Source organism: Ensifer sp. Root558 (assembly GCF_001427045.1).
In the GTDB taxonomy this organism is placed as follows: domain Bacteria; phylum Pseudomonadota; class Alphaproteobacteria; order Rhizobiales; family Rhizobiaceae; genus Ensifer; species Ensifer adhaerens.
Genome location: NZ_LMGC01000012.1, coordinates 193603 through 218881, shown reverse-complemented (window position 1 = coordinate 218881; position 25279 = coordinate 193603). Strand labels below are relative to the sequence as shown.

Genomic DNA, 25279 nt, shown 5'->3' with positions numbered 1-25279 from the left:
CGACATGATCTCGACCCTTACGGTTCTTGAGCCCTATCCCGGCGTCTATGCCTACTATGACGGGCGCGTTGCCGGAGTGCGGCTCTATTCGCAGGCGGCGAACTGGCTCGATGACGGCGCCTACGAACTCGGCGTCGCCTCCTATGCCATCGTCGACGGCACGCAAGCGCTGGTCTACGACACGCATATCTCGCTCGATCACGCCCGGGCGATCCGCAACCATCTCGAAAGCCTTGGCGTCACCGCGATCCGCGTCGTGCTCAGCCATTGGCATAAGGACCATGTGGCCGGAAATGCGGTCTTTGCCGATTGCGAGATCATCGCCCTCAAGCTGACGGCAGCGAAACTTGAAGAAAACCGCGAGAAGATCGAAACGGCGACGCCGCCGATCCAGCCCCTCGTGATGCCGAACCGCCTGTTCGACGAGACGCTTGCACTGACCGTCGGCGCACGCCGGGTCGAACTGCATCACTTCGCCATCCATAGCGCCGACGGCAACGTGATCTGGCTGCCCGAGGAGAAGTTGCTGCTGGCGGGCGATACGCTCGAGGATACGACGACCTTCATCAGCGAGGCTGATCAGACGGCGACGCACATCGCGGAACTCAAGCGCCTGCGGCAATGGCCGATTGCTCGGATTCTACCCGCCCATGGCGACCGCGAACGCATCGCCAGCGGCGGCTACGGACCGAAACTGATCGATGCCAATCGCGGCTATCTCGAGCGGCTGACCCGCGCGATCGCGACCGGTGCTGCCATCGGCGCACTCAAGGAATTCGCCGCCGAGGATATCGCCTCCGGCGCGATCCTCTATTTCGCGCCTTATGAGGCTGTGCACAGGAGCAATGTCGAGCGGGTGCGTGCGGGGCTCGGCGCGCGCTGATTGCACTAAACCTCCCGGGCTCAGCCTTCATTTTCGCCGCAAAGCGCTCTAAGTCTTCTTCTTCCGATTTCAGAAAGACAGGTAGATCATGACCTTTCCCGCCAATACGCCCGATCCGATCGACCCGGTGAAACTCGACAAGCTCGCGGAAGTCGCGATCCAGGTCGGCCTGCAGCTTCAGCGCGGTCAGGACCTTGTCATGACTGCGCCGGTCGCGGCGATGCCGCTTGTTCGCCTTATCACCAAGCACGCCTACAAGGCCGGTGCAGGCCTCGTGACGACTCTCTATTCGGACGAGGACACGACGCTTTCGCGTTATGCCTATGCACCGGACGAGAGCTTCGACCGGGCAAGCGACTGGCTGTTCAAGGGCATGGCCGAAGCTTTCGCCGGTGGTGCAGCGCGGCTTGCGATCTCCGGCGACAACCCGATGATGCTTTCGGCGCAGGATCCGGCCAAGGTGGCGCGGGCCAACAAGGCAAATTCCATTGCCTATAAGCCGGCGCTCGAAAAGATCTCGAACTTCGACATCAACTGGAACATCGTTTCCTACCCGAACCCGTCCTGGGCGAAGCTCGTCTTCCCGAACGACCCGGAAGAGGTTGCCGTCGAGAAGCTCGCCAACGCCATCTTCGCCGCCTCGCGCGTCGATGTCGCCGATCCGGTGGCCGCCTGGAAGGAGCACAACGCCAACCTCGCCCGGCGCTCGGCCTGGCTGAACGGCGAGCGCTTTGCCGCGTTGCACTTTACCGGCCCGGGCACCGATCTGACCGTCGGGCTTGCCGATGGCCATCTCTGGTGCGGCGGCGCATCGGAGGCCAAGAACGGCGTCACCTGCAACCCGAACATCCCGACCGAGGAAGTGTTCACGACGCCGCATGCGCTGCGCGTCGAAGGCCATGTCTCCTCGACCAAGCCGCTGTCGCACCAGGGCACGCTGATCGACAACATCCAGGTGCGTTTCGAGGGCGGCCGGATCGTCGAAGCCAAGGCATCGCGCGGCGAGGAAGTACTGAACAAGGTGCTCGACACCGACGAGGGCGCGCGCCGGCTCGGCGAAGTGGCTCTGGTGCCGCATTCCTCGCCGATCTCGGCAAGCGGCATCCTGTTCTACAACACGCTGTTTGACGAAAACGCCTCGTGCCACATCGCGCTCGGCCAGTGCTATTCCGGCTGCTTCGTCGACGACACCAAGCTGACGCCGGAACAGATCCGCGCCCAGGGCGGCAATTCCAGCCTGATCCACATCGACTGGATGATCGGTTCGGGCCAGGTCGACATCGACGGCGTGCGCGCCGATGGTAGCCGCGTTCCGGTCATGCGAAAGGGTGAATGGGCCTGATCACGGCCCCTCCCCGGTCTCGTCCGACCTGAAAGGCTTGTGGCCGCCGCAACACATGCGGCGGCCTTTTCTATTGGGGAAATTGCCCCTTCAGCCGTTGGCAGCCCGCTTCAGACGCGGCATCTCCGCCGATTGGTAGAGGGACAGCACGTGGCCATCGGGATCGGCGAATTCTGCCGACCAGCCGCCGGGCGCATGGCTCACCGGCGTGACGATGGTGGTTCCCTTTTCAGCGAGGCCCGCGACCACATCGTCGATGCCGCCCTCGGCGAGATCGAACACAACGATCGGTGTGTTGCCCGGCTTGCTCTCCACGACGAAGAAGATCAACTCGACCTCGTCTTCTATCTTCGCCATCAGCCAGGAGCCGGCTTCGTCGTCCTCCATGCGCTGGACGTTGAGACCCAGAACATCACGGTAGAAGGCTTCGGTGCGGGTGAGATCCGAGACGAAGTAGCAGATGGCCCCGATACGTGGTTTCGACAACATTGGTTGCTTCCCTTGTGTTTGTTACGCCGGCTTGTTGCCGCCGGTTGCCGTTTCGTGAGACACGCGCGGCGAAAAATTGATCGCGAAGAGATGGCCGTCCGGATCGTGGCTGGCAAAGGCGGCGCGGCCGCCGCGGGTGACCGGCAGCAGGGCCTGACGAATACGGCCGCTTTCGAGCGGATAGCGAAGTCCGGTCAACTCCAGATTGGTCTCGACATGGCCGGCATCGCGCCAGGCCCGGCGCAGCATCAGGATGCGCTGGCGCAGCGCTTCATCGGAAATGCCGAGGAGATGACGGATTTCGAGGCGATTGTGGCCGCCGATCGCCAGCAGCATCACGATCCTGAGGCTCGGGGAAAGCGTGACGGCGAAGGCCAGCGGATCGCCAGAGCGCCGCTCTTCCGCTTCGGAAACGTCCGCTTGCAGCTCCCGGCGCAAACGGCGAGCAGCGGTGCGCGCCTGCATCGCTGCGAGCTTGCGGAGAACACCGCAGAACCAGGCGCGATCGCCGCCGGTTGGAAAACGCCCTGCCTTGAGCGCGACGATCAGCGCCTCATGCAGCAAATCCTCCGCTTCGGCCGCACGGCGGCTTTGCCGCCTCGCGAAACGGAGGAGATCGGAATAGAGCGCTGGCGTCAGATGCTCGGTCATCAGGGCGTGCGCTTCTTTGAGGATTGACGTTGCCGGCAATGTGAAGCGCATGCGCTGTGGTTGCAAGCCCTGCTTTCAGGCCCGCGCCGGTCGCACCTTGGGGGCGAGTTGCGCGCGCTGGCTGAGCCAGACGCTGACGAAGACGACAAGGATGCCGAGCGCCTGCACCGGCGTCAGTTGCTCGCCGAGCACGCCCCAGCCGAGCAGGATGGCAACGACCGGGCTCAGGAAACCGAGCGGCGAGACGGCAGAAGGTTCGAGGCGCGACAGGCCGCGGAACCAGAGCAGATAGGTGAAGGCGGCGCCGACCAGGCCGAGATAGGCGAGACCGAGGACGTTGGCGGTGGTCAGCGGCGGCAGCGACGGCTCGAAGAACAGCGCCGCCGGCACGAGCATGAGGCCACCGGCGGCCAATTGCCAGGCAGTGAAGGTGAGCGGCGGAACCGGCGGCGCCCAGTGGCGGCTCAGCACCGTGCCGAAGGCCATGGAGACGGCTCCGGCGAGACCAGCGAGCACCCCGAGCGGATCGAGCGCGGCGCCCGGCGTCAACACCAGCAGGGCGACGCCGGCAATGCCCGCAAGGCCGGCAACCACGCTGAGCAGGCGGATCGGCGAGCCCAGGAAGACGCGCGACAACAGGATGACGATCAGCGGCTGAACGGCACCGACGGTTGCGGCGACGCCGCCTGGCAGCCTGTAAGCGGAAACGAACAGCATGGCCCAGAAGAAGGAGAAGTTGAGCGCGCCGAGCACGAAGGTCCGCGGCCACCAGATACCGTCCGGCAGGCGCCGCACAATCAAGAGCAGGAGCAACCCCGCCGGCAGCGCCCGCAGCATGGCGACCGTCAACGGATAGCCAGACGGCAGGTACTCTGTGGTGACAAGATAGGTGCTGCCCCAGATGGCCGGTGCCAGCGCGGTCAAGGCAAGGTCGACGGTGCGGCTCGAACTCATATCTTTACCTCAAGAATCTCTATATCAAGATAAAATGAGGATAACGCGGTTTATCTCTAAGTCAAGATACTCTATGCTGAGATAAATGCATGGAGGGTTTGATGGATCGCGTCGACAGGATTTTGGCCCAATGGCACCGGGAGCGGCCGGACCTCGATGTTTCGGCCATGGGCCTGCTTGGCCGGCTCTCACGGGTTTCGACACATATCGCCCGGGAAATCGAGAAGTCGTTTTCCGAGCGCGGATTGAATGCGTCGAGCTTCGACGTGCTCGCGACGCTTCGTCGGTCCGGACCGCCCTATCGGCTTTCGCCCGGAGACCTTTTGGATACGACCATGGTCAGCTCCGGCACCATGACCAACCGCATCGACCAGCTTGAAAAGGCCGGGCTCGTCGAACGGATCGCCAATCCCGAGGACAGGCGGGGGGTGATCATCGCCTTGACGGACGAGGGCTTGCGCCGTGTCGACGAGGCCGCGACCGCGCATGTGGCCAACCAGCATCGCGTCGTTTCCGCGCTGTCGCCCGAGGAACGCGTGGTGCTCAACGCACTGCTGCGCAAATATCTCGCGACCTTCGAGTAGCCGCGATCACAAACTGGAGGCAAGCCGACGGACACGCTGCAGATGCGCTTTGCGCTTGGCGTCGGTCGCCCGGTCCATGTCGTGCAGCGCGAGCATGCGGAAGTTCAGTCCCTTGGCGCAGAAGGCGGCGATGCCGCGCTTCAAGAGCCGCTTCACCGGATTGCCCATGTAGAGATGCACCACCCACCAGGGCGAGCCGGTCGTCGTCAGCGCCCAGAAGAGCTTGATATTGTGGAGCCGCGGGATGATGCGGCCGCCGGCCGGGTCGTTGTCGAAGGCGATGCCCGGCGCAAAGACGCGATCGAAGAAGCCCTTCAGGATCGCCGGAAAATTGAACCACCATTGCGGGAAGACGAGCACCAGCCCATCGGCCGCCTGCAGCCGGCCGATCCAGTCTGCCGCGCCTGACCGATCATAGGTGTCGGAGAAGTAACTGCCGCGCTCGGCGACGCTGAGGCGCGGATCGAAATCCTCGCGATAGAGATCGAGCAAGTCGACCGAATGTCCGCTCGCCTCCAAGGCGGCGCGCGCCTCACGCGCCACGTTCGCGGCAAAACTGTCTTCGAGCGGGTGGGCAAGCACGAGCAGGATGCGCATGCGGTGTTCCTAACATATCGATCTGGAATCAAGATCCGTCGCCGGGAAAATGAGCTTAAAAATCAACCGAATACAATGCCGTTTTTCGCGACCGTCAGGCCGCGCCGAGGAGGCAGTCATGCGAGCGGACACGCTCGCTCCCTAGACCGCCAGCAGCCGCCTTCTTCAGAACGGGGATTTGCCCGATCCTGGCCGGGCTTCCAGCGCCAGTGTGTCAAAGACGGAGGGCGAGCGGCGCACCGACCATGCGGAAATCAACTGCGCGGCGGCGTCATCGGCGGCCTGTCCCGAACCAAGCTCCAGATCGTAACACTGTCCGACGTGAATGCGGTGAAAATCATCTGCGGCGCTGCCGATCGGCCGGTCGGCGCGAAGCCGTTCGCGCCGGACCAGTTCGTCGAGTTCACAGTGAAGCGCGACAAAAAACACATCGAACGGCTGAAGCATCACCGCGAGCTCAGACGCCCAGCCGGGCTCTTCGAGAATGTGCTCCAGCAGGAGATTGTTGCCGGCTGACGCATAGGCGACCAGCGAGCGGTGAAAACCGTCGAAGAAGCGCGCCCGGTGTTCCTTCCAACGAAAATCGCCGCGGCGGAACCGTTCCATTGGCACCATCCCCGAATCGCGAAGATGGTCGATCGAAACATGCCAGAACGGCGCGCCGATCTGCGCCTGGACCGCCCGCGCCAGCGTCGATTTCCCGCTGCTGGAAGCGCCGTGGATGAAGATAATCTTGGCTCGCTCGACCATGCCGGGCTCCGTCACTCTCTTGCGAACGCTGGCGCTACGTCGTCGGCATGACAGCGGGATGACGCGCTAGAACAGGTTACCCTGTTTCGGCGGCTCTCCCGCCGGGTCTGCGGGCTTCGGCTGCTTCTTGCGGGGCGCCGTCGGCGGAGAACCTGGCTCGCCCTCCCCGTCGCCGGCAATCGCCGACACGCGACCGTCGGCAAATTCCAGGCTGAGCGTCATGCCGACCGAGACGGATGCAGCCTGGCGCACCGGCCCGCCTTCGGCATCGCGCACCAGCGCAAATCCGCGCTGCAGGACGTTGCGATAGGAAAGCGACTGCAGGATGCGATCCTGGGCGACGATGACGCTGCGCAGGCGTCGCACGTCTGCGCGCACGGCCGCATCGGACCGGGCAGCAAGCCCGGCGACGCGATCGGATGCCCGATGGATCTGGCCGATGAGGCGCGAGGGTAAGGCGCGCAGCGCAGCGTCGGCCGCAGAAACCCGCGCCTCGCCGCGATGGACTTGCCGCTCGACGATGCGGTCGGCCTTGTTCATGGCGTCGACCAGGCGCTGGCGACGCTCGGAAAGCTTGCCCTTGAGAAGGTCGGCACGCAGCTCGGCAGACACGCGTTCGAACTGACGGCGCTTGTTGGCCGTGTTCATCGTGAGCCCGCGCCCGAGCCCGAGTGCAGCCTCGTCGAAACGGCGGCGCGGCAGCGCCAGCAACTGGTCGAGCGACGGCAGCGCCCGCGCCAGAGACCGCACCGCCTGGCGGCGATTGTCCATCTGGCGTCCGACAGCCGACTTGAGGCGTGCCGACAGGCCGGAGAGACCGGCTTCGAGATCGGCCCTGACCGGCACCGCCATTTCCGCTGCACCCGTCGGCGTCGGCGCGCGCTGGTCGGCGGCATAGTCGATCAGCGTCCAGTCGGTCTCGTGACCGACGGCCGAAATCAGCGGGATCCCGGAGGCGGCGGCGGCGCGCACGACGGCCTCGTCGTTGAAGCCCCAGAGGTCTTCGAGGCTGCCGCCGCCACGCGCGACGATCAGGACATCCGGCCGCGCAATCGGCCCGCCGGGCTCGATCGCGTTGAAGCCGCGGATCGCCGCTGCAACCTCGTCACCCGAGCCATCGCCCTGCACGCGAACCGGCCAGACGACGACATGGACGGGAAAGCGGTCGGCGATGCGGTGCAGGATGTCGCGGATGACGGCACCGGTCGGCGACGTCACGACACCGATCACCTTGGGCATATAGGGCAGCTGCCGCTTGCGATTGGCGTCGAACAGCCCTTCGGCGGCGAGCTTGCGCTTGCGCTCTTCGAGCAGCGCCATCAGCGCGCCGGCGCCGGCCGGTTCCATCATCTCGATGACGATCTGATACTTCGACGAGCCCGGGAAGGTCGTGACCTTGCCGGTCGCGATCACCTCCATGCCCTCTTCCGGACGGAAGCGCAGGCGCGAGAAGGTACCCTTCCAGATGACTGCATCGATGCGCGCCCGATCGTCCTTGAGCGCGAAATAGGCGTGGCCCGACGAATGAGGGCCGCGATAGCCGGAGATTTCGCCGCGCACGCGCACCTGGTCGAAGGCCTGTTCGACCGTTCGCTTGATCGAGCCCGAAAGCTCGGACACCGAGTATTCGGTGAGGTTGCTCGGAGAATCGCTGTCGAAGAAAGAGGCCATCGCCTCTTTTACCGCACCCTTCGCCGAAGGCCAGCACATCCCTCACGCTTTCCACGCGCCAGGGGCGTGGCGCTCAAGGCGCAAGCATATAGAGCCGGATGGGCGAGCCTTCCGAAACCGGCAGGGGCGACAGGAATGCCGGCACGCGCCCGGCGGCGAGATCCGCATAGAGACCACGCGGAGCGCGGGCAGCTATGACCTGCGTTTGAGCGTCAACGGCGCAGAAGGCGAGCACTGGCTGCCCGAGCTGGCGCAACAGGACGGCGGCGGCTCCAGGCTCGGCCAGGCCGATCTTCAGCTCGCGGAGCATGCCGGCGGCATTGCGATGATAGGGCGCGCTGAGCACGCGGTGTTCGGTGCGGCGAAGCAGCGTCGCGCCGATATCCGACGGTCCGACGACCAGCGACGGCGCCAGCCGCCCAATATCGGCAAGGGCGGCGTCGGTCAGGCACGCCTCGCCGTTCGTGACCGCTGCTTCCGCGGCAGCAAACCCGCTGATCCCCTTTTCCGCAAGCGTTCCGGCAACGGCCCACATCGCCGGAACGGAAACGAGCAGTGCTCCGACATAGAGAAGGGAGGCGCGGGCGCCAGCCGTTCCGCCGCTCGACCGCGCACGCAGGTCGGTAAGCAGCAGGGCCATCGGCACGATGGCGAGCAGGTTGGAAAATGCCATGCCGCGGACCTGGACGAGGGCGATCGCCAGGCTCGAAAGCACCAAGGCAAGGAGCACCAGATGGAGATCGATCCGGTCGCGACGCAAGATGCGCCAGAGGCAGATGGCCGAGGCAAAGGCGCCGGTGAAATAGTAGGCGCCGGTATTGGTCGGCTCCTGCACAGCGATCAGCGTGACGGAACGGGCTTCGGAGATATGGTCGAGCCAGAGCTCGATGAGCAGCGGATCGAGACCGGCCAGTGGATTGCCGAGGCATTGCGGCGCCACAGACAGGGCGACCGCGGCGACGACGAGACCGCAGAGAGCGAGCGCGCCGAAGCGCAGCGCTGGCGCGCGGTGGCTGACAGTGGCGGCGGCGAGCGCGAGGAGGACGCCTCCCGTCAGCGCCAGCGAATAGAAGGCGATCGAGAGATTGTCGCAGGTCGCGACGAAATAGAGGCGCGGCGGCACGGTCGAAAAGAAGATGACGCTGAGGCCGGCTGTCAGCGACAGGCCGAAGGCGACGGTCGAACGCGCGGCCGTCTGGCCGGCCCAGAGCCACTGGCAGGCAACGATTGCGCAGACGACCGCCACGAGTGGCGTGGTTTCGGCACCTACGGCGATCGCGAGTGCGGCCGCCGCTCCCGCAAGCGCATAATTTAGGGCACGATACCGTCGATCGACGAGCATCGCCGCCATGACCGCGGCCAGCACCAGTTGCACATTGTGGTGATCGATGGCGCCCCCGAGGAAACGGTTCGAGGTGGCGATGAAGATCGCGGTCAGCCCCAGGCAGAAATGCATGGCGACCGTGCCGCCGGCACGGCGTCCGGCGAGCCCCATCGCCGCAAGCAGCCCGACCGCGAGCGCCATCGGCCAGATCGCAAGCGCCAGGACTTCCGCCTGCTCCACGCCGACAAAAGGCCGAAAAATCGACATGAGCCCGGCGATCGGCAGATCGATCAGGCGCGACCAGTGCATCAGCGTTCCGCCCTCGAGCCCCAGGCGGGGCTGGGTGAGGTCGAACCAGCTCTGTCCGGCGAGGAGGTCGCGCACCTCGACCAGGCGCATGGCATCGTCATTGTCGCGGCCGAGATAATCCGGCGCCCGCATGAACTGGGTGACGAGGAAAAGAACCGTGGGCACGCCATAGGCGAGCACCATCCCAAGCAGGCTCGACGAGAGCCGCCGCTGCCTGGGCGTAGTCGCCATTTCCGGTAGTGCCGCCATTCCGCTCGACATAGGTTCCCGCCCACTAGATCGCGTGGATCTTACGTCCCTGCGATCAAGAAAGCGTAAAGCGCGCGGCGGCGAGGCCGGTCGCTTCGACCGGCCCGCGCGGCGCACCTTGGCGTCTTGTTAACACCCTGATCCTATGATGGCGCGATCCAACAGCAACCGAGCCACCTTGATGTTCGACCGCTTCAACATCGCCGTTCTCCTGCCTTGCTACAACGAAGCATCGACCATCGGACAGGTGGTCGAGGGTTTCCAGACGGCACTGCCGACGGCGCGAATTTACGTCTACGACAACAACTCGACCGACGGCACGGCGTTGAAGGCGATGCTTGCCGGCGCGACCGTCGTACGTGAACGCCGGCAGGGCAAGGGGCACGTGGTGCGCCGCATGCTCGCCGATATCGACGCCGACATCTATGTCATGGCCGACGGCGACAGCACCTATTGCCCGACCGATGCGGAAGACCTGATCCGCACCTTGATCACCGAGCGCGCCGACATGGTCGTCGGCACGCGGCGCGGCGTTCACGACGATGCCGGCAGGCAGGGTCACGCCTTCGGCAACAGGCTTTTCAACATTCTGTACCGGGAAATTTTCGGTACCGATTTCAACGACATCTTCTCCGGTTACCGCGTGCTCTCGCGCCGCTTCGCCAAGAGCTTCCCGGCGATTTCCAACGGCTTTGAAATCGAAACGGAGATGTCCGTCCATGCCTCGCGTCTCAAACTGCCGGTCGCGGAGCTTGAACTGGACTATGGCCGGCGCCCGGAAGGTTCCCATTCCAAGCTGTCGACGTACAAGGATGGCGCCAAGATCCTCTGGACCTTCGCCATGCTCATGAAAGAAACGCGGCCCTTCACGTTCTTCGGCGTGATCGCCATGGCGTTCTTTGCGACGAGCATCGGCTTCATGATGCCTGTCTTGCTCGAATATTTCGCCACAGGCCTCGTGCCGCGCATGCCGACCTGGGTCCTCGCGCTGGCCATGCTGATGATGTCGATCATCATGTTCACCGCAGGCCTGATCCTCGATTCGGTCTCGCGCGCCCGCACCGAGCAGCTCCGGCTGCACTACATCGCGACACCGGTACGGGCTGCGCCGCTGGAGAAGGTCGATAGCGGCGTCGCTCTGCCCCGGGGCGAGGACCAGGAAGCCGGCTTGCAGTCGGCACCACGCATTGTGCGGGAGCGCCGCGGATGAACCGGGAAACGACCAACCGCATACGCTTCCTGATCGAAGACGTCATGCCGCCGATCCTCAGGGATTCGCGCCTGTTCAAGGGTATGGCGAGCCTCGCCTGGGGCAAGCACATCGCCCATCTCGCCGACTTTCGCGCACGGGCGCCGTTCCTGTCGGCGAACGAGTACGAGGACCTCTACCGGCAGCACCCAAGAGTGCACGAGGGAACGGACAATTCCGAAGCCTGCGTGCGCAAGATCGCGGCAAGCGTCGTCGGCGACAGCGTCTGCGACGTCGGTTGCGGCACCGGCGTTCTGTTGAAGCGTATCCGGGAAGCCAAGCCCGACCTTAAACGCCTCGCCGGTGTCGACTTCGCCATCGACGATGCGGCCCGGATCGAAGGCATCGAATATCACGCCGCGATGATCGAGGACGTGCCCTTTGCGGACGGCGAATTCGACACGGTCGTTTGCACGCATGTGATCGAGCACATTCTCGACTACCGCAAGGCGATCGCCGAGCTTCGCCGGGTCACTCGCCGGCGCCTGATCATCGTCGTGCCGCGCGAGCGCGAGTACCGCTACACCTTCAATCCGCACTTCAATTTCTTTCCCTATACCCACTCCTTCCTGCGGGCGATGCATCCCGTTCCGGCCGAGCACACATGCGTCGATATCGGCCGCGATATCTTCTATTGCGAAGACAGAACTGCCGCGGCGGAGTGAGGCATGGCGATGAACCTCAATCTCACGCCCACCGTCTGGTTCGGGCTGTTCTTCACGCCGGTGCTGATCTCGGCCGGGCAGATCCTCTTCAAGCTGACAAGCGCGAAGACCGGGAATGCCAGTGCCCAGGGGCTCCTGGCTCTGGCCCTCAGCCCCACCCTGCTGATTGCGCTCGCCGTCTATGGCATCGGCACGATCATCTGGATCTTCACGATCAAGTCGGTGCCACTGACGATCGCCTATTCCTTCATGGCGCTTACCTTCTGCATCGTGCCGCTGCTTGCCGCCGTCTTTCTCGGCGAGGCGGTGACGCTGCGCTACGCCTTCGGCGCCGCGCTGATCATCAGCGGCATGATCATCATCAACTCCTAAGGGGATAAGCGGGCCTCATGATCGTCACCGCATCCTTCGTCCTCGGCATTGCCGTATGCGGCCTCAAATCCGCCCGCGCCTGCCTGTTCGCCGGCACGGGGCTGCTGGCGCTTGCCGGCGCAAACGGCGACTGGATCCAGGCGGCGGCAGCGATCGGCGCTTACAACATGGGCGTCGCGCTGATGATTTGCGGCGCGATTGCCATCGGCCTGGAGCGCGACCGATAGCCGATCATCCCTTGCGTTCGAAAAACGCCCTGGTCTCCTCGTCGGCCGGAAAGAAGGATTCGATCAGCACCCCCTCGACCAGCGCATCCTGGGTCGAGCCGAAGGTCTGAAGCGTGGTGATGAAGCTTAAGCGCAAGCCGCCGATGTCGAGCTCGATCGGCAGCACCGGCAACCGGTCAGTGTCCGGATGGTTTTCGGTCGCACGCGCCACGGCCGGATTGGACGCCGCTTTTTCCAGGCGCTTGCCGAGGCGGCTGCGGGGACCCTGCAGCCAGGCTTCGGTTCTGACCCGCTGCACCAGATCGGCGGCCGCGGCCTCCCAGTTGACGACCAGCTTGCGCACATTGTCGTCACCGAGAAACGTGTCGAGAAAGTTCTCGCCGGGCTGGAACGGAATGTCGGCGGCAACCGCCAAGCTCGCCAGCGCCGGATTAACGACCAGCAGCGTATACTCGTGATCGAGCACCAGCCCCGGATAGGGATCGTGGCGCGCCAGGATCAGCCTGATGGCATTGGCAACGACCGGCGGCATGGCGTCCAGCCCGGCGGCGGGCCGCGTCGCCATGCGCGGTCGATAGCCGGCTGCCGAAAACAGCGTGCCCTGGTCGCGAGCGGGGACTTCCAGCACGGAGGCCAGCCGCAGGATCATGCCCTCCGACGGTTTCGAGCGGCCGGTTTCGAGAAAGGACAGGTGGCGCGCCGAGATGCCGGCGGCAACCGCAAGATCAAGCTGGCTCATGCGGCGATGCCCGCGCCATTCCTTCAGATGTTCACCAAACTGCATGGATCGTGATTCTCCGTTCTGCCGGAGAGTGGCGCGCGCCGGTCGTAAAATCCATTACCTCAGAGGTAATTGGTTTGATGACACCGAACCGGCAATCTCCGGTCATCGACAAACCGATGGAGCCGACGATGAACCTCTCGAACCGCAGCCTGCTCAACAAGACCTTCCTTGCCGACGGCGTCTACTCTCTTGCCGTCGGCGCCGTGCTGATCCTTTTTGCCGCCCCGCTTGCTTCGCTCTTCAGCCCCGCCGCGACAGCGCCGATGATGAAGATCCTCGGCGTCGGGTTGGTATTTTGGGGGATCTTCCACCTTGCCGCGGCGCGCAACGGCGGGCCGGTCGCAGCAGCGGCACGCGTCAGCATCGCTGGCGACATCCTTTGGCAGGTGGCAAGCGTAGCACTGCTGGTCGCGGCTTACCCGTTCCTCACTGTCGCGGGTATCGGCTTCATCGTCATCGGCCTGATCACGGTCGCCGACTTTCTGATCTTCAAGCTGCGCGGCCTTGCGCGGGAACAGGCAGCGATTGCCTGACGGGATGATCGCTGGAGATGAAGAGGAAGGGGCCTGCCGGCAAAACCAGCGGGCCCTTTCCGTTGATCAGATGGTCTCCCAACCGTCCTTGGCGCTGGCGCGGTAGATCGCGTCGATGAATTTCTGATTGAGGCGGGAGTTTTCCAGCGTCACCACTTCCTCGTCCTCGCCCTTGGCCGCGCGGGCGAAAGCCTCCGCCTGGAGCTTGTACTGGCGCGCGTCCTGGAAGCGGAAAAGCTGGGATTGGGCGTGGTTCTGGTTCGTCAACTCCACTTCCTCGCGGCCATAGCGGTCAGCGTTGAAGGGCGACTTCACCTCGATGAAGCCCTTGTCGCCATGGAAGACCATGACCTGGCGGGCCGCCAACTGGGTGGAGATGTAGAAGCTCAGCTCGAAGTCGCCGAAATCGGCGCGCACGCTCGAATAGATATCCGTGCCGAATTCCGGATCGCGATCGGTGTTTGCCTGAACGCGCACCGGCTCCTTGGCCGTGACGAAGCGGGTGGTGATCGTCGGGTATACGCCGATATCCGGCAGGCCGCCGCCACCGAGCGCCGGGATGTTGCGCATGTTGTTGGGGTCGCGGTTGAAATAGGTGAAAGCGCCCTGGACGTGGCGCAGCCGGCCGATCGCGCCTTCGGCGATTAGGGAGCGGACCTTTCGCCAGACCGGGCTATAGGTGACCATGAAGGCTTCGGCGATTACGACGCCGTTGCGGTCACGTGCGGCGATGAGCTGGTCGATCTCAGAGGCGCGCAGGGCAATCGGCTTTTCGCAAAGCACATGCTTGCCGGCATTGGCGGCCTTGACCGACCATTCCACATGTTGCGCCGTCGGCAGCGGAATGTAGACCGCATCGATGACATCGGAAGCGAGCATCTCTTCGTAGGAACCGAAGGCGTGCGGCGCGGAGAAGCGATCGGCCATTGCCCGGGCCTTGGCGAAGTCGCGGCTGGCGACAGCCGAGACGACGGCGTTTTCCGCATCCTGAATGGCCGGCACGACGAGGTCGCGGCCGATCCTGGCCGTGGACAGAATTCCGAAACGTAACATGACAAGGCTCCCTGATTTGGTGGCAGAGACTAGCGCCGAGGTACGTACCTAGCAAGCGGCAGTGAGCGGTTTGGCGAAGAAGTACGACGTGCAGAAAATTGCCGAAAGGCGGGTGACAATGTCAGCTTTTCTGCCCTATCTTTCCTTCGCAATCCTCCCGATCGCAACATGCCCTCATCCAGTCCAATGGAGCGAAACCATGGAAAAACTGAGACTTGGCCGCACCGACCTGACAATCGCGCCCCTCGTCTTCGGCGGCAATGTCTTCGGCTGGACCGCCGACGAGAAGACCTCTTTCGCGCTGCTCGACACCTTTTTCGATGCCGGCTTCAATGCCATCGACACCGCCGATGTCTATTCCTCCTGGGCGCCCGGCAATCAGGGCGGCGAGTCCGAAACGATCATCGGCAAGTGGCTGAAACAGTCGGGCCGGTCGCGCGACAAGGCCGTCATCGTCACCAAGGTCGGCTCGGAGCTCGGCCCCGACCGCAAGGGGCTTTCGCGCCGCTGGATCCTGCAGGCGGTCGAAGATTCGCTGAAGCGGCTACAGACCGACCATATCGATCTTTATCTCTCGCACTGGCCAGACCCCGACACGCCTTACGAGGAGACGCTTGCGGCCTACGACCAGCTGCTGTCCGAAGGCAAGGTGCGGGCGATCGGCGCCTCCAACCTGAACTCGCTGCAACTGCGCGAGGCGCTCGACGTGTCCGCCAACCAGGGCCTGCCCCGCTATCAGGTGCTGCAGCCGGAATACAATCTCTACGACCGCGACGCATTCGAAGGACCGCTGCGCGACCTCTGCATCGCCGAGGAGATCGGCGTCATCAGCTATTTCGGGCTGGCGCGGGGCTTCCTTTCGGGGAAATACCGCACCCACAAGGACCTCGAAGGCTCCGTGCGCGGCAGCGGAGTCGAGAAATATCTCGACGGACGCGGCATGCGCATCCTTGGCGTTCTCGACGACATCGCGGCCGACACGGGCGCGACCCAGGCGGAAATCGCGCTCGCCTGGATCCGGACACGCAAGGGCGTCACAGCGCCGATCGCCAGCGCCACCAGCCTTGAGCAATTGCAAAGCCTCATTCGCTCCGCGGAACTCAAGTTGTCGGACGAGGCGGTGCAAAAACTCAACGACGTCGGTGAGTGACGGGAGCAAAAACCACACAATGGCATTGACGATACGCGCCGCGACTGGCGGCGACGAGGCGGACTGGCGCCGCCTCTGGGCTGGCTATGTCGCCTTTTCCGGCACCGATCTCGCCGAAGACATCATCGACCTCACCTGGAAGAGGCTTATGGATCCCGCCGCACCGCTCTTTGCGCGGCTGGCGATGCTCGACGGGCAGGTGGTCGGCTTTGCGATCTGCCAGGAGCAGCTCGCCACCTTCTTTCGCCGGTCGATATGCTACATCGAGGATCTCTATGTCGATCCTGCAGCGCGCGGCCAGGGCGTGGCGCGGGCGATGATCGACGGTCTCATTGCGCATTGCGAGGAGAAGGGCTGGGACCGGCTCTACTGGTACACCGAGGCCGACAATGCGACGGCGCGGCGGCTCTATGACCGCTACTCCGGCACCGACGAGCACGTGCGCTACAAGGTGAATATCGGCGCGGCCCTCAAATCCGGAAACCCGGCATAGGCCTCGGCGTGGCGGCCGGCCTGGTTCTCCATGCCGGCCTTGGTCAGGACACCGCGCGGCTCGACGAAGCTCATGATCCGGCGCGCCGGCCGCTCGTGCCACTGGATGTTGAAAGCCCATAGCTTTGGGAAAAAGCAGAGCGAGGCGTAGGGCAGATGGTCGTGGATCCACCAGGCGATCGACTGCCAGCCGCCGATCTCGCCGCGTCGATCCCAGACCCAGGGAATGACGATGCAGGCGGTGGCGCCGATGCACCCGTCGGCATCGCGCATGTCCCAGATGTGGTCGGCGGCAGAGGCCGCATTGGTCGAGCAGTTGAGCCCATTGGCATTGCCGAAGCCGTTGACGGCGCGGTTGCGGTAGCCCGAGCGGATGACGAGGCGGCCGAAGGTCGCTTCCAGCGGTTCCAGCAGTTCCTCGCAGAGACGCCGCCCGGCCTCGATCGCCAGATCCGGATCATCGGGAATGTTCGGGATACGGTAGAAGTCGGCGATTTCCGAATGCAGGAAATCGCGAAAGAAGAAGTTTCGAGAAAGCCGCACCCGGCCGAGATCTTCAAGACCCTTCATCGAACCGGGCTTTTTCATAGGCCTTCCTCTCATCAAGACACGAAACCAATGGCATTCCAGATCCGGTCCCGTCCCGCCACCCGATTTTGCGCCGGCTGCTATCCGCTGTGCCGGAAGAAGTCGATGAAAGCGCGCAGTGCCGGCCGCATCTGCCGGCGGCTCGGATAGTAGAGATAGGGGCCGGCATAGGGCGCGCACCAGTCCTCCATGACGCGCACCAGCTTCCCTTCGGCAATCGCGGTCTCGACCCGTGAGAGGAAGAGATAGGCGAGACCGGCGCCGCCCATTGTCGCCTTGATGATCGGCCGGTCCTCGCCAAGGATCAGCGGTCCCTCGACCGATACCGTCAATTCCTCGCCATGCTTCTCGAATTCCCAGCGATAGAGCGTGCCGTTGGAGAAGCGCCGGCGGATGCAGCGATGCTGCGCGAGGTCGCGCGGGTGCTGCGGCCGGCCATAGCGTTGGAAATATTCGGGAGACGCGACGACGGCGCTTTCCAGCTCCGGGCCGACCTTCACCGCGATCATGTCGGCCTCCAGGCTCTCGCCGAGCCGGATGCCGGCGTCGAAACCTTCTTCGACGATATCGGTGAAGCCGTCCTCGTTGGCGATTTCGAGCACGATCTCGGGATACCGATCCAGGAAGGCGCCCAGGCGCGGCGCCAGGATCAGATCGGCAGCGAACCGCGGTGCGGTGATGCGCAGATTGCCGGCCGGGCGCTCGCGGGCGTCGGCGGCTGCCTCCAGTGCATGGGCGATCTCGTCGAGCGCCGGCGCCAACCGTTCGAGCAGCCGGCGCCCCTCCTCCGTCGGGGCGACGCTGCGGGTGGTGCGGGCAAGCAGACGAATGCCGAGGCTCGCCTCGAGGCTGCCGACGGCGTGGCTGACGGCCGAAGGTGCGACGCCCAGTTCGCGCGCGGCACCACGAAAGCTGCCGTGGGCGGCGACGGCGGCCAATACCGCGAGTTGGGAGAGCTGTGTTCTGTTCATTGATCGAAATAATAGAACAGCCCGTGAGAATTGACAGTGATTTTCAGCCGCCCCATCGAGCCCTATTCTTCACATGTCGCCAGCGTCAGGACGAAGCGAGGAGCTCGTCTGGCGATGAGGCAGAGGAACCCGTCGCGCCGCCACAAAAGGGCGTGGGCGGCGGTGCCACCCACCATTTCATGCCTCGGACGATAGACGTGCGCTCCCAACGCGCTAGCTCCGACGCATGGCAGCCATAAAGGACACGACATGAAGACCCGCAAACTCGGAAGTGAGCTTACCGTCTCCACCATCGGCCTTGGATGCATGGGCATGAGTTTCGCCTATGGCGCTGCGGACGAAGCGGAATCGATCCGCACGCTGCAGCGCGCCGTCGATCTCGGCGTCACCTTCTTCGACACGGCCGAAGTCTATGGTCCCTTCGAGAACGAAAAGCTCGTCGGCAAGGCGCTCGGCCCGGTGCGTGACAAGGTGGTCATCGCCACCAAGTTCGGCTTCCGCATCGAGACCGGCGTGCCGAGCGTCCAGGCGATCAGGGGCGTCGACGGCCGGCCGGAGCATGCGAAGGCGGTAGCGGAAGCCTCGCTCAAGCGGCTCGGCACAGATGTCATCGATCTCTACTACCAGCACCGCGTCGACCCTGACGTACCGATCGAGGACACCGTCGGCGCCATGGCCGAGCTGGTGCGCGAGGGCAAGGTGCGCGCGCTCGGTCTCTCGGAAGCGAGTGCCGCCACCATCCGCCGCGCCCACAAGGTTCATCCGATCGCCGCGGTGCAGAGCGAGTATTCGCTGTGGACGCGCGATCCGGAAGAAGACGTGCTTGCCACTTGCCGCGAACTCGGCATCGGTTTCGTGCCATACAGCCCGCTTGGACGCGGCATGCTGACCGGCGCGATCCGCAAAGCCGAGGATCTGGAAGCCGACGATTTTCGCCGCTCGCTGCCGCGGTTCCAGGCGGAGAACTTCGACGCCAACGTCCGACTGGTCGAGACGCTGCAGGCGCTGGCCGAGGAGAAGGGCGTGACCGCCGCCCAGCTGGCGCTCGCCTGGGTCATCAACCAAGGCGATTTCATCGTGCCGATCCCGGGTGCCCGCAAGCTCGACCATCTGGAGCAGAACGCCGCCGCTGCGGAAATCCGGCTCACGGTCGAAGAAACCACCCGGCTGTCCGACGCACTCTCGCCGACCCTGGTCGCAGGAAAACGCTACACCGACGCCTCGCTGGCACTCACCAATCGTTGAGCCAAAATTTCTCTCCGCTCCCGCAGCGGAGAGAATGCCCATCGAAATTCCCGCTGAACGCACTACCTCTGAGCAACAAGCAACTGGGGAGGAGCGGGATGTCCGACGAGCAGGCGATCAGTGCAGTGGTGCACCTCTATGTGGACGGCATGGCATTTGCCAACGAAGGGGCGCTGCGCAAGGCGTTCCATCCCGATGCGGCGATCATCGGCAACTACCAGGGCGCGCTCGAATGGATGACGCGTGACGGCTTCATCAAGGCGATCCTCGATACCGGTGCGGCACCACCCGGAACACAGCCGGAAATGGACGTGCAGATGATCGACATCACCGGCGACGCCGCCACGGTGAAGGTCATCGACAGCTTCGCCGGAGAGCGCTTCTCCGATTACCTGTCGCTGGTGAAGATCGACGGCCGTTGGCTGATCGTCAACAAGATCTATCACCTGCACGCGCAGTGACGGACGGCGGACCCGAGTCCACATCGACCGGCCGGCTGCTTGCCATCGACCATGTGCAGCTTGCGATACCGGAAGGCGGCGAAGACTTGGCGCGCGGCTTCTATGGCGGGTTGCTCGGGCTGACGGAGGTCGCCAAGCCCGCCAATCTGCTTGGCCGTGGCGGCTGCTGGTTCGAGCGGGGCAGCATCCGCCTGCACCTCGGCATCGACCAGGATTTCGTGCCGGCGCGCAAGGCCCATCCGGCCTTTTTGGTCGACGATCTCGAGCGGATGATCCTCAGGCTCGAAGCCGGCGGCGTGACGATCGCCGAGGACGAGCCGCTTGCCGGCTACCGCAGATGTTATGTCAACGACCCGTTCGGCAACCGCATCGAGTTGATGCAGCGCGCGCAATAGGCCGCAACGAAAAGGGCCGCTGCGGTGGCAGCGGCCCTTTCGGTATCCGTTTTGTCGATCGGATCAGGCGCGCAGTACGCCGCCGGTCGTCTTCGTCACATTGGCGACGATCTTGGCGGTGAGCGCCTCGAAATCCTCGTCGGTGAGCGTACGCTCGACCGGCTGGATGGTCACCTCGATGGCGATCGACTTCTTGCCTTCGCCGAGCGACGAACCCTCGAAGACGTCGAAGACGCTGACGCCGGTCACCAGCTTGCGGTCGGCACCCGAAGCGGCGCGCAGGATTGCGCCGGCTTCCACCGCCTTGTCGACAACGAAGGCGAAGTCGCGCTTGACCGCCTGGAACGGCGAGAGATCGAGCGCCGGCTTGGTGCGGGTCGCCTTCTTCTTCGGCTCCGGCATGGCATCGACATAGATCTCGAAGCCGCAGAGTGCGCCGGAGACGTCGAGCGCTTCCAGCGTCTTCGGATGGAACTCGCCGAAGGTGCCGAGAATGATCTTCGGGCCGAGCTTGATCGTGCCGGAGCGGCCCGGATGATACCAAGCGGGACCGCCCGGCTCGAACTGGACGTTGCCCATCGGCACGCCGCAGGCTTCGAGCACGGCAATCGCGTCGGCCTTGGCGTCGAACACGTCGACCGGCTTGCCGCCGCCCTTGGCGGCGTTCGACCAGAGACGACCTGCACCGTTCAAGGAAGCCGTGCCGCGACGAATGCCGCCGGCTACGCGGCGCTGCGCGTCCGCCGTATCGCCTTCATAGGTGCCGGAGACTTCGAAGATCGCGACGTCGCCGAAACCCTTGTCGGCATTGCGCTGGGCAGCCGTCAAAAGGCCCGGCAGCAGCGACGGGCGCATGTCCGACATGTCGGAGGCAATCGGGTTCGCAAGCTTCAGTGCCGGTGCGCCGCCGCCAAAGAGCTTTGCCTGCTCTTCGGAGATGAACGACCAGGTAACGGCTTCGAGCATGCCGCGGCTGGCAAGCGCGCGCTTGGCAAGGCGCGTGCGGATCTGCAGCGTCGTCAGGATCTTGCCGTTGACGGTACCATGGCTCGGCAGCGGGGCAGCAACGATGTTGTCGACGCCGTGGATGCGCATGACCTCTTCGACGAGATCGGCCTTGCCGTCGACATCGGGACGCCAGGAAGGAACCGACACCTTGAAGCGGTCGCCAGAACCTTCCACGCCGAAGCCGAGCTTTTTCAGGATCGAGACGCTTTCCTCGGAGGAAACCTCAAGGCCCGTCAGGCGCTTCACTTCGGAAACCGGGAAGTCGACGATCTTCGGCTCATGGCCGGCATAACCGACCACTTCCGCCTTGGCGGCGGTGCCACCGCAAAGCTCGAGCACCAGTTCGGTGGTGCGCTCGAGACCGGGCACCATATATTCCGGGTCGACGCCACGCTCGAAGCGGTAGCGCGCATCGGTGATGATGCCGAGCGTGCGGCCGGTCTTGGCGATGTTCATCGGGTCCCAGAGAGCCGATTCGATCAGGACGTCGGTGGTGTTCTCGTCGCAGCCGGAATGTTCGCCGCCCATGACGCCGCCGATCGACTCGATCGCCTTTTCGTCGGCGATGACCACGTTGTTGGGACCGAGCTTATATTCGCGCTGGTCAAGCGCCAGCACCGTCTCGCCGTCCTTGGCGCGGCGGACCGTCAGGTTGCCCTCGACCTTGGCGGCGTCGAAGACGTGCATCGGCCGGCCCTGGTCGAAGGTCATGTAGTTGGTGATGTCGACCAGCGCATTGATCGGGCGGAGGCCAATTGCCAGCAGGCGCTGCTGCATCCACTTCGGCGACGGGCCGTTCTTGACGCCGCGCACCAGGCGCAGCGAGAAGCCCGGGCAGAGATGCCTGTCTTCGCCGAGATCGAGCGTCAGCTTGGTAGGCGTGTCGCCTTCCACCTTGAAGGCCGGCGCCTTGCGCGCCTTCAAGGTGCCGAGGCCGGAAGCGGCGAGGTCACGGGCAATGCCGTAGACGCTGGTGCAATCCGGCCGGTTCGGCGTCAGGTTGATCTCAATCATCGGATCGTCGAGGCCGGCATAGGCCGCATAGCTGGTGCCAACGGGTGCGTCGGCCGGAAGGTCGATGATGCCGTTGTGGTCCTCGGAGATCTGCAGTTCCTTTTCCGAGCACATCATGCCGCGGCTTTCGACGCCACGGATGGTGCCGACGGCGAGCGTCACGTCGATGCCGGGAACATAGGTACCGGGGGCTGCAAAGGCGCCGATAAGGCCGGCGCGCGCATTCGGTGCGCCGCAGACGACCTGGATCGGAGCGCCGGCGCCGGTGTCGACCATCAGTACCCGCAGCTTGTCGGCGTTCGGATGCTGCTCGGCCGAAACGACCTTGGCGATGACGAAGGGCTTGAAGGCGGCCTTGTCGTCGACGTCTTCCACTTCGAGCCCGATCATCGTCAGGCGCGCGCAGATGTCTTCCAGCGAAGCGTCGGTTTCAAGGTGGTCCTTGAGCCAGGAAAGCGTGAATTTCATGATTTCACCTGTGTCCTAAATATCTACGCGCGATCAGGCCGAGAGACCGCCGAACAGCGTCGGCATGTCCAGCGGGCGGAAGCCGTAATGGGTCATCCAGCGAACGTCGGCGTTGAAGAAGTCGCGCAGGTCCGGCATGCCGTATTTCAGCATGGCGATGCGATCGAGGCCCATGCCCCAGGCGAAGCCCTGGTACTCGTCCGGATCGAGCCCGCCCGAGCGCAGCACGTTCGGGTGCACCATGCCGCAGCCGAGGATCTCCATCCAGTCGGTGCCTTCGCCGAACTTCACGATCGGGCCGGAGCGGTCGCACTGGATGTCGACCTCGAAGGACGGCTCGGTGAAGGGGAAGAAGGACGGGCGGAAGCGCATCGTCACCTGGTCCACCTCGAAGAAGGCCTTGCAGAATTCTTCCAGCACCCAGCGCATATTGGCGACGTTGGCCGCCTTGTCGATGACCAGGCCTTCGACCTGATGGAACATCGGCGAGTGGGTCGCGTCCGAATCCTGGCGGTAGGTCTTGCCGGGGATGATGATGCGGATCGGCGGCTTCTGCGCTTCCATCGTGCGGATCTGCACCGGCGAGGTGTGCGTGCGCAGCACCTTGCGATCGCCGTTCTCATCCGGGTTGAAGAAGAACGTATCGTGCATCTCGCGGGCCGGATGACCTTCGGGGAAGTTCAGCGCCGTGAAGTTGTAGTAATCGGTCTCGATGTCCGGACCTTCGGCGATCGAGAAGCTCATGTCGCCGAAGATCGCGGTGATCTCGTCGACGATCTGGCTGATCGGGTGGATGCGGCCGCGCTCGGCCGGCGAGGAGCGGACCGGCAGGCTGATATCGACAGTCTCGCGCGCCAGGCGCTCGGCGATCGCCTGGTCCTTCAGCGCCGACTTGCGGGCGGCGATCGCTTCGGCGACCGTGTTCTTCAGCGCGTTGATCTGCGCGCCGCGGGTCTGGCGCTCTTCCGGCGTCATGGTGCCGAGCGTCTTCAGGAGCTCGGAGATCGAGCCCTTCTTGCCGAGCGCGTTGACGCGCACCGCCTCGATCGATCCTTCGTCGCCGGCGGCGTCGATGTCCGCCAGGAGTGTCCGTTCCAGTGTTTCCAGTTCGCTCATTCTGTCCTGCCTCGATGCGGGAATGGGTTCGGTTCTATATCGGTTCTTGTCTTCAGGAATGTGATCGCGTTGCACCCGCCAGATAGTCCGTCGCAGCGATGAAACGGATGATATCGTTGCCCTTGCGGAAGCGCAGGACGAAGCGCGCCAGCGGCAGGAAGCGGATGAAGAGCGGCATGATTTCGGTGAGCGCCCGGCTGGCTTCCGCCGGCGCTGCGCGCCTCCAGGCGGCAAAGGCCGCGGCCGGGGTTTCCGGCTGCACGGCCCGGCTCGCCACCTGCAGGAACAGGAGCCAGAGGTCGCGCGCCTGGGCGGTCGCCAGCGGCATGACGCTCGCAGGCACCTCCTCGAAATCAAGGAAGCCGAATTCGCCGTTGTCGATGATGAAATCGCGCGGATGCGGACGTCCGTGGCAGAGACCTGCGCGGTGCAGGCGCCCGAGTTCCGCAGCGCAGCGCACCAGCAGCTGATCGTGCGCGGCGGCGTCGCTGTTGCGCAGCGGCCCCATATGCTTGCTGACCGGCAGACCAAGATGGGAGAGAACCAGCACCTTCGGCCCACGGTAGACGACCTCGGGCGTCATGAAACCGGCCGCGGAGAAGGTCGCGATCTGGCGAACTTCGCGCTCGATCATGCCCTCGATGTCGAGAAGCGGGGACGGCAACAGCACCGGAAGGCCACAAATCCGCGCGACAAAGGCTTGCGTGCGCAGCCAAAGACGAGGGCCCTGACGACGATAGCGCTTGATCCAGACCATACGATCCTTGAGCTCGCAGCGCTCAACGCGCTCCCGGCCGGCTGCAAGCGCTGCCAGCAGAGACGTCATATCGTCGTCATCAAGCTCCGGGACCGCGCATGGTCCCCTTCGATCGTGGTACACTTTCGTCCCGTAAAACAAGAAAAACCCGCGCCAGCCCTGCCAGCGCGGGTTTCCCAACTAATTTCAAAAACGATTTTGGGAAAACGCTGGCTTAACGAACAGCGCTTTCAAACTCGTTTGCCGTGCCGGCTTCCTTGAGATAGGCGAGCGCCTTCTTGGAAGCTTCGACGAGGGCGCCGAATGCTGCCGGCTCATGGATAGCCATGTCGGACAGAACCTTGCGGTCAACTTCGATGCCAGCCTTGTTCAGGCCGTCGATGAAGCGGCCGTAGGTCAGGCCGAATTCGCGGACGGCAGCGTTGATACGCTGGATCCAGAGAGCGCGGAAGTTGCGCTTGTTGACCTTGCGGTCGCGGTAAGCGAACTGCTTCGAACGGTCAACCGCTGCCTTGGCGGCGCGGATGGTGTTCTTGCGACGGCCATAGAAGCCCTTGGCTGCCTTGAGCGTCTTCTTGTGCTTGGCGTGAGCGGTTACGCCGCGTTTTACACGTGCCATGTCATGATCTCCTTAACGTGTCCAATATGCCTGAAAGTCTTAGAGACCGTTGGGCAGGTAGTTCTTGATGACCTTCTTGCCATCAGGCTCCGCGAGAACCATGGTTCCACGTGCGTCGCGGATGAACTTGTTGGAACGCTTGATCATGCCGTGGCGCTTGCCAGCAGCTGCTGCACGAACCTTGCCGGTCGCGGTGATCTTGAACCGCTTCTTGGCAGACGATTTCGTCTTCATCTTGGGCATTTTGCTACTCCATTGTTCTTAAGAATCGAAACGGACAGACGAGGTCCATTTCCAGCGTTAAGAACG

The 25279-nt window shown here is 64.1% G+C and carries 29 protein-coding genes; 13 read left to right on the top strand and 16 right to left on the bottom strand.

The window, feature by feature from the left end:
* Window positions 1-4: 4 nt before the first annotated feature.
* Together ASD63_RS14425 and ASD63_RS14420 are read left to right on the top strand one after the other, a co-directional pair.
* Window positions 5-883 (top strand): MBL fold metallo-hydrolase, encoded by an 879-nt coding sequence (locus ASD63_RS14425; protein ID WP_034805188.1) that lies wholly within the window; start codon window positions 5-7, stop codon window positions 881-883.
* Between the two features lie 88 nt (window positions 884-971).
* On the top strand, window positions 972-2225 hold the full coding sequence (locus ASD63_RS14420; RefSeq protein WP_034804607.1) for an aminopeptidase: 1254 nt from the start codon (window positions 972-974) through the stop codon (window positions 2223-2225).
* A 90-nt stretch (window positions 2226-2315) separates the two neighbouring features.
* On the opposite strand, the gene ASD63_RS14415 is transcribed toward ASD63_RS14420, so the two are convergent.
* From ASD63_RS14415 to ASD63_RS14405, 3 genes are all read right to left on the bottom strand, one after another.
* A complete protein-coding gene (locus tag ASD63_RS14415) occupies window positions 2316-2714 on the bottom strand; it encodes a VOC family protein (protein WP_034804610.1) in 399 nt (132 codons plus the stop codon).
* Between the two features lie 21 nt (window positions 2715-2735).
* Window positions 2736-3365 (bottom strand): sigma factor, encoded by a 630-nt coding sequence (locus tag ASD63_RS14410; RefSeq protein WP_034805190.1) that lies wholly within the window; start codon window positions 3363-3365, stop codon window positions 2736-2738.
* A 75-nt stretch (window positions 3366-3440) separates the two neighbouring features.
* Window positions 3441-4319 carry an EamA family transporter gene (locus tag ASD63_RS14405; protein ID WP_034804613.1) on the bottom strand — a complete coding sequence of 293 codons (879 nt, stop codon included), beginning with the start codon at window positions 4317-4319 and terminating at the stop codon, window positions 3441-3443.
* Between the two features lie 89 nt (window positions 4320-4408).
* Here ASD63_RS14405 and ASD63_RS14400 point away from each other — a divergent pair, with 89 nt between their 5' ends.
* Window positions 4409-4903, top strand: coding sequence for a MarR family transcriptional regulator (locus tag ASD63_RS14400; RefSeq protein ID WP_090426724.1), 495 nt, complete (start codon window positions 4409-4411; stop codon window positions 4901-4903).
* Between the two features lie 6 nt (window positions 4904-4909).
* Here ASD63_RS14400 and ASD63_RS14395 read toward each other — a convergent pair whose 3' ends face one another.
* From ASD63_RS14395 to ASD63_RS14380, 4 genes are all read right to left on the bottom strand, one after another.
* On the bottom strand, window positions 4910-5500 hold the full coding sequence (locus tag ASD63_RS14395; protein WP_034804619.1) for an NAD(P)H-dependent oxidoreductase: 591 nt from the start codon (window positions 5498-5500) through the stop codon (window positions 4910-4912).
* A gap of 165 nt (window positions 5501-5665) precedes the next feature.
* The gene (locus ASD63_RS14390; RefSeq protein ID WP_051659678.1) at window positions 5666-6250 is read right to left on the bottom strand and encodes an AAA family ATPase; all 585 of its coding nucleotides are present in this window, start codon (window positions 6248-6250) and stop codon (window positions 5666-5668) included.
* Window positions 6251-6316: 66 nt separating this feature from the next.
* Window positions 6317-7921 carry an exodeoxyribonuclease VII large subunit gene (gene xseA, locus ASD63_RS14385; protein ID WP_034805207.1) on the bottom strand — a complete coding sequence of 535 codons (1605 nt, stop codon included), beginning with the start codon at window positions 7919-7921 and terminating at the stop codon, window positions 6317-6319.
* 73 nt (window positions 7922-7994) lie between these two features.
* Window positions 7995-9815, bottom strand: a complete 1821-nt coding sequence (locus tag ASD63_RS14380; RefSeq protein WP_034804621.1) for a hypothetical protein — start codon at window positions 9813-9815, stop codon at window positions 7995-7997.
* Between the two features lie 169 nt (window positions 9816-9984).
* Here ASD63_RS14380 and ASD63_RS14375 point away from each other — a divergent pair, with 169 nt between their 5' ends.
* The 4 genes from ASD63_RS14375 to ASD63_RS14360 are packed head-to-tail and all read left to right on the top strand — an operon-like array spanning window position 9985 to window position 12316.
* On the top strand, window positions 9985-11013 hold the full coding sequence (locus ASD63_RS14375; RefSeq protein ID WP_090296428.1) for a glycosyltransferase family 2 protein: 1029 nt from the start codon (window positions 9985-9987) through the stop codon (window positions 11011-11013).
* The gene (locus ASD63_RS14370; protein ID WP_034804623.1) at window positions 11010-11717 is read left to right on the top strand and encodes a class I SAM-dependent methyltransferase; all 708 of its coding nucleotides are present in this window, start codon (window positions 11010-11012) and stop codon (window positions 11715-11717) included. Before ASD63_RS14375 ends, ASD63_RS14370 begins: the two co-directional genes overlap by 4 nt.
* 3 nt (window positions 11718-11720) lie before the next feature.
* Window positions 11721-12089, top strand: a complete 369-nt coding sequence (locus ASD63_RS14365) for a transporter (RefSeq protein WP_234798717.1) — start codon at window positions 11721-11723, stop codon at window positions 12087-12089.
* 17 nt (window positions 12090-12106) lie between these two features.
* On the top strand, window positions 12107-12316 hold the full coding sequence (locus tag ASD63_RS14360) for a hypothetical protein (protein WP_034804625.1): 210 nt from the start codon (window positions 12107-12109) through the stop codon (window positions 12314-12316).
* Between the two features lie 4 nt (window positions 12317-12320).
* On the opposite strand, the gene ASD63_RS14355 is transcribed toward ASD63_RS14360, so the two are convergent.
* Window positions 12321-13100 (bottom strand): helix-turn-helix transcriptional regulator, encoded by a 780-nt coding sequence (locus ASD63_RS14355; RefSeq protein WP_034804627.1) that lies wholly within the window; start codon window positions 13098-13100, stop codon window positions 12321-12323.
* Between the two features lie 77 nt (window positions 13101-13177).
* On the opposite strand from ASD63_RS14355, the gene ASD63_RS14350 reads away from it, so the two are divergent.
* Entirely contained in the window at window positions 13178-13633 is a 456-nt protein-coding gene (locus tag ASD63_RS14350) for a hypothetical protein (protein WP_051659679.1), read from the top strand.
* A gap of 66 nt (window positions 13634-13699) precedes the next feature.
* Here ASD63_RS14350 and ASD63_RS14345 read toward each other — a convergent pair whose 3' ends face one another.
* Window positions 13700-14686, bottom strand: a complete 987-nt coding sequence (locus tag ASD63_RS14345; protein ID WP_029742452.1) for a Gfo/Idh/MocA family oxidoreductase — start codon at window positions 14684-14686, stop codon at window positions 13700-13702.
* A gap of 199 nt (window positions 14687-14885) precedes the next feature.
* Here ASD63_RS14345 and ASD63_RS14340 point away from each other — a divergent pair, with 199 nt between their 5' ends.
* Window positions 14886-15836, top strand: a complete 951-nt coding sequence (locus ASD63_RS14340; protein ID WP_034804629.1) for an aldo/keto reductase — start codon at window positions 14886-14888, stop codon at window positions 15834-15836.
* A gap of 19 nt (window positions 15837-15855) precedes the next feature.
* On the top strand, window positions 15856-16329 hold the full coding sequence (locus tag ASD63_RS14335; RefSeq protein WP_034804631.1) for a GNAT family N-acetyltransferase: 474 nt from the start codon (window positions 15856-15858) through the stop codon (window positions 16327-16329).
* On the opposite strand, the gene ASD63_RS14330 is transcribed toward ASD63_RS14335, so the two are convergent.
* A complete protein-coding gene (locus tag ASD63_RS14330; protein WP_034804634.1) occupies window positions 16281-16916 on the bottom strand; it encodes a hypothetical protein in 636 nt (211 codons plus the stop codon). The genes ASD63_RS14335 and ASD63_RS14330 overlap by 49 nt on opposite strands.
* Window positions 16917-16996: 80 nt before the next feature.
* Window positions 16997-17887: a LysR family transcriptional regulator gene (locus ASD63_RS14325; protein WP_034804636.1), complete on the bottom strand. Its 891-nt coding sequence runs from the start codon at window positions 17885-17887 to the stop codon at window positions 16997-16999.
* A gap of 249 nt (window positions 17888-18136) precedes the next feature.
* On the opposite strand from ASD63_RS14325, the gene ASD63_RS14320 reads away from it, so the two are divergent.
* From ASD63_RS14320 to ASD63_RS14310, 3 genes are all read left to right on the top strand, one after another.
* Complete coding sequence (locus ASD63_RS14320) at window positions 18137-19132, top strand: aldo/keto reductase (RefSeq protein ID WP_034804639.1); 996 nt, start codon at window positions 18137-18139, stop codon at window positions 19130-19132.
* Window positions 19133-19230: 98 nt separating this feature from the next.
* On the top strand, window positions 19231-19593 hold the full coding sequence (locus ASD63_RS14315) for a nuclear transport factor 2 family protein (RefSeq protein WP_034804642.1): 363 nt from the start codon (window positions 19231-19233) through the stop codon (window positions 19591-19593).
* Window positions 19590-19988 (top strand): VOC family protein, encoded by a 399-nt coding sequence (locus tag ASD63_RS14310; protein WP_051659680.1) that lies wholly within the window; start codon window positions 19590-19592, stop codon window positions 19986-19988. The genes ASD63_RS14315 and ASD63_RS14310 overlap by 4 nt, the downstream gene beginning before the upstream one ends.
* 63 nt (window positions 19989-20051) lie before the next feature.
* Here ASD63_RS14310 and pheT read toward each other — a convergent pair whose 3' ends face one another.
* The 5 genes from pheT to rpmI all read right to left on the bottom strand — a co-directional run bounded on the left by pheT (window position 20052) and on the right by rpmI (window position 25213).
* Window positions 20052-22478: a phenylalanine--tRNA ligase subunit beta gene (pheT, locus tag ASD63_RS14305; protein WP_034804645.1), complete on the bottom strand. Its 2427-nt coding sequence runs from the start codon at window positions 22476-22478 to the stop codon at window positions 20052-20054.
* 33 nt (window positions 22479-22511) lie between these two features.
* Window positions 22512-23594, bottom strand: a complete 1083-nt coding sequence (gene pheS, locus ASD63_RS14300) for a phenylalanine--tRNA ligase subunit alpha (RefSeq protein ID WP_034804648.1) — start codon at window positions 23592-23594, stop codon at window positions 22512-22514.
* 52 nt (window positions 23595-23646) lie between these two features.
* Window positions 23647-24420, bottom strand: a complete 774-nt coding sequence (locus tag ASD63_RS14295; RefSeq protein ID WP_051659681.1) for a hypothetical protein — start codon at window positions 24418-24420, stop codon at window positions 23647-23649.
* 145 nt (window positions 24421-24565) lie between these two features.
* Window positions 24566-24970 (bottom strand): 50S ribosomal protein L20, encoded by a 405-nt coding sequence (rplT, locus tag ASD63_RS14290; protein ID WP_029742440.1) that lies wholly within the window; start codon window positions 24968-24970, stop codon window positions 24566-24568.
* Window positions 24971-25009: 39 nt separating this feature from the next.
* Window positions 25010-25213: a 50S ribosomal protein L35 gene (gene rpmI / locus ASD63_RS14285; protein ID WP_025425550.1), complete on the bottom strand. Its 204-nt coding sequence runs from the start codon at window positions 25211-25213 to the stop codon at window positions 25010-25012.
* Window positions 25214-25279 lie beyond the last annotated feature (66 nt).

Coding starts and splice junctions, on each gene's coding strand:
- pheS (WP_034804648.1), bottom strand. CDS start 23,594: ATGAGCGAACTGGAAACACTGGAACGGACACTCCTGGCGGACATCGAC.
- ASD63_RS14350 (WP_051659679.1), top strand. CDS start 13,178: ATGACACCGAACCGGCAATCTCCGGTCATCGACAAACCGATGGAGCCG.
- pheT (WP_034804645.1), bottom strand. CDS start 22,478: ATGAAATTCACGCTTTCCTGGCTCAAGGACCACCTTGAAACCGACGCT.
- ASD63_RS14400 (WP_090426724.1), top strand. CDS start 4,409: ATGGAGGGTTTGATGGATCGCGTCGACAGGATTTTGGCCCAATGGCAC.
- ASD63_RS14405 (WP_034804613.1), bottom strand. CDS start 4,319: ATGAGTTCGAGCCGCACCGTCGACCTTGCCTTGACCGCGCTGGCACCG.
- ASD63_RS14365 (WP_234798717.1), top strand. CDS start 11,721: ATGGCGATGAACCTCAATCTCACGCCCACCGTCTGGTTCGGGCTGTTC.
- ASD63_RS14420 (WP_034804607.1), top strand. CDS start 972: ATGACCTTTCCCGCCAATACGCCCGATCCGATCGACCCGGTGAAACTC.
- ASD63_RS14355 (WP_034804627.1), bottom strand. CDS start 13,100: ATGCAGTTTGGTGAACATCTGAAGGAATGGCGCGGGCATCGCCGCATG.
- ASD63_RS14380 (WP_034804621.1), bottom strand. CDS start 9,815: ATGTCGAGCGGAATGGCGGCACTACCGGAAATGGCGACTACGCCCAGG.
- rpmI (WP_025425550.1), bottom strand. CDS start 25,213: ATGCCCAAGATGAAGACGAAATCGTCTGCCAAGAAGCGGTTCAAGATC.
- ASD63_RS14340 (WP_034804629.1), top strand. CDS start 14,886: ATGGAAAAACTGAGACTTGGCCGCACCGACCTGACAATCGCGCCCCTC.
- ASD63_RS14320 (WP_034804639.1), top strand. CDS start 18,137: ATGAAGACCCGCAAACTCGGAAGTGAGCTTACCGTCTCCACCATCGGC.
- xseA (WP_034805207.1), bottom strand. CDS start 7,921: ATGGCCTCTTTCTTCGACAGCGATTCTCCGAGCAACCTCACCGAATAC.
- ASD63_RS14315 (WP_034804642.1), top strand. CDS start 19,231: ATGTCCGACGAGCAGGCGATCAGTGCAGTGGTGCACCTCTATGTGGAC.
- ASD63_RS14395 (WP_034804619.1), bottom strand. CDS start 5,500: ATGCGCATCCTGCTCGTGCTTGCCCACCCGCTCGAAGACAGTTTTGCC.
- ASD63_RS14360 (WP_034804625.1), top strand. CDS start 12,107: ATGATCGTCACCGCATCCTTCGTCCTCGGCATTGCCGTATGCGGCCTC.
- ASD63_RS14295 (WP_051659681.1), bottom strand. CDS start 24,420: ATGACGTCTCTGCTGGCAGCGCTTGCAGCCGGCCGGGAGCGCGTTGAG.
- ASD63_RS14415 (WP_034804610.1), bottom strand. CDS start 2,714: ATGTTGTCGAAACCACGTATCGGGGCCATCTGCTACTTCGTCTCGGAT.
- ASD63_RS14425 (WP_034805188.1), top strand. CDS start 5: ATGATCTCGACCCTTACGGTTCTTGAGCCCTATCCCGGCGTCTATGCC.
- ASD63_RS14335 (WP_034804631.1), top strand. CDS start 15,856: ATGGCATTGACGATACGCGCCGCGACTGGCGGCGACGAGGCGGACTGG.
- ASD63_RS14370 (WP_034804623.1), top strand. CDS start 11,010: ATGAACCGGGAAACGACCAACCGCATACGCTTCCTGATCGAAGACGTC.
- ASD63_RS14390 (WP_051659678.1), bottom strand. CDS start 6,250: ATGGTCGAGCGAGCCAAGATTATCTTCATCCACGGCGCTTCCAGCAGC.
- ASD63_RS14375 (WP_090296428.1), top strand. CDS start 9,985: ATGTTCGACCGCTTCAACATCGCCGTTCTCCTGCCTTGCTACAACGAA.
- ASD63_RS14410 (WP_034805190.1), bottom strand. CDS start 3,365: ATGACCGAGCATCTGACGCCAGCGCTCTATTCCGATCTCCTCCGTTTC.
- ASD63_RS14345 (WP_029742452.1), bottom strand. CDS start 14,686: ATGTTACGTTTCGGAATTCTGTCCACGGCCAGGATCGGCCGCGACCTC.
- ASD63_RS14325 (WP_034804636.1), bottom strand. CDS start 17,887: ATGAACAGAACACAGCTCTCCCAACTCGCGGTATTGGCCGCCGTCGCC.
- ASD63_RS14330 (WP_034804634.1), bottom strand. CDS start 16,916: ATGAAAAAGCCCGGTTCGATGAAGGGTCTTGAAGATCTCGGCCGGGTG.
- rplT (WP_029742440.1), bottom strand. CDS start 24,970: ATGGCACGTGTAAAACGCGGCGTAACCGCTCACGCCAAGCACAAGAAG.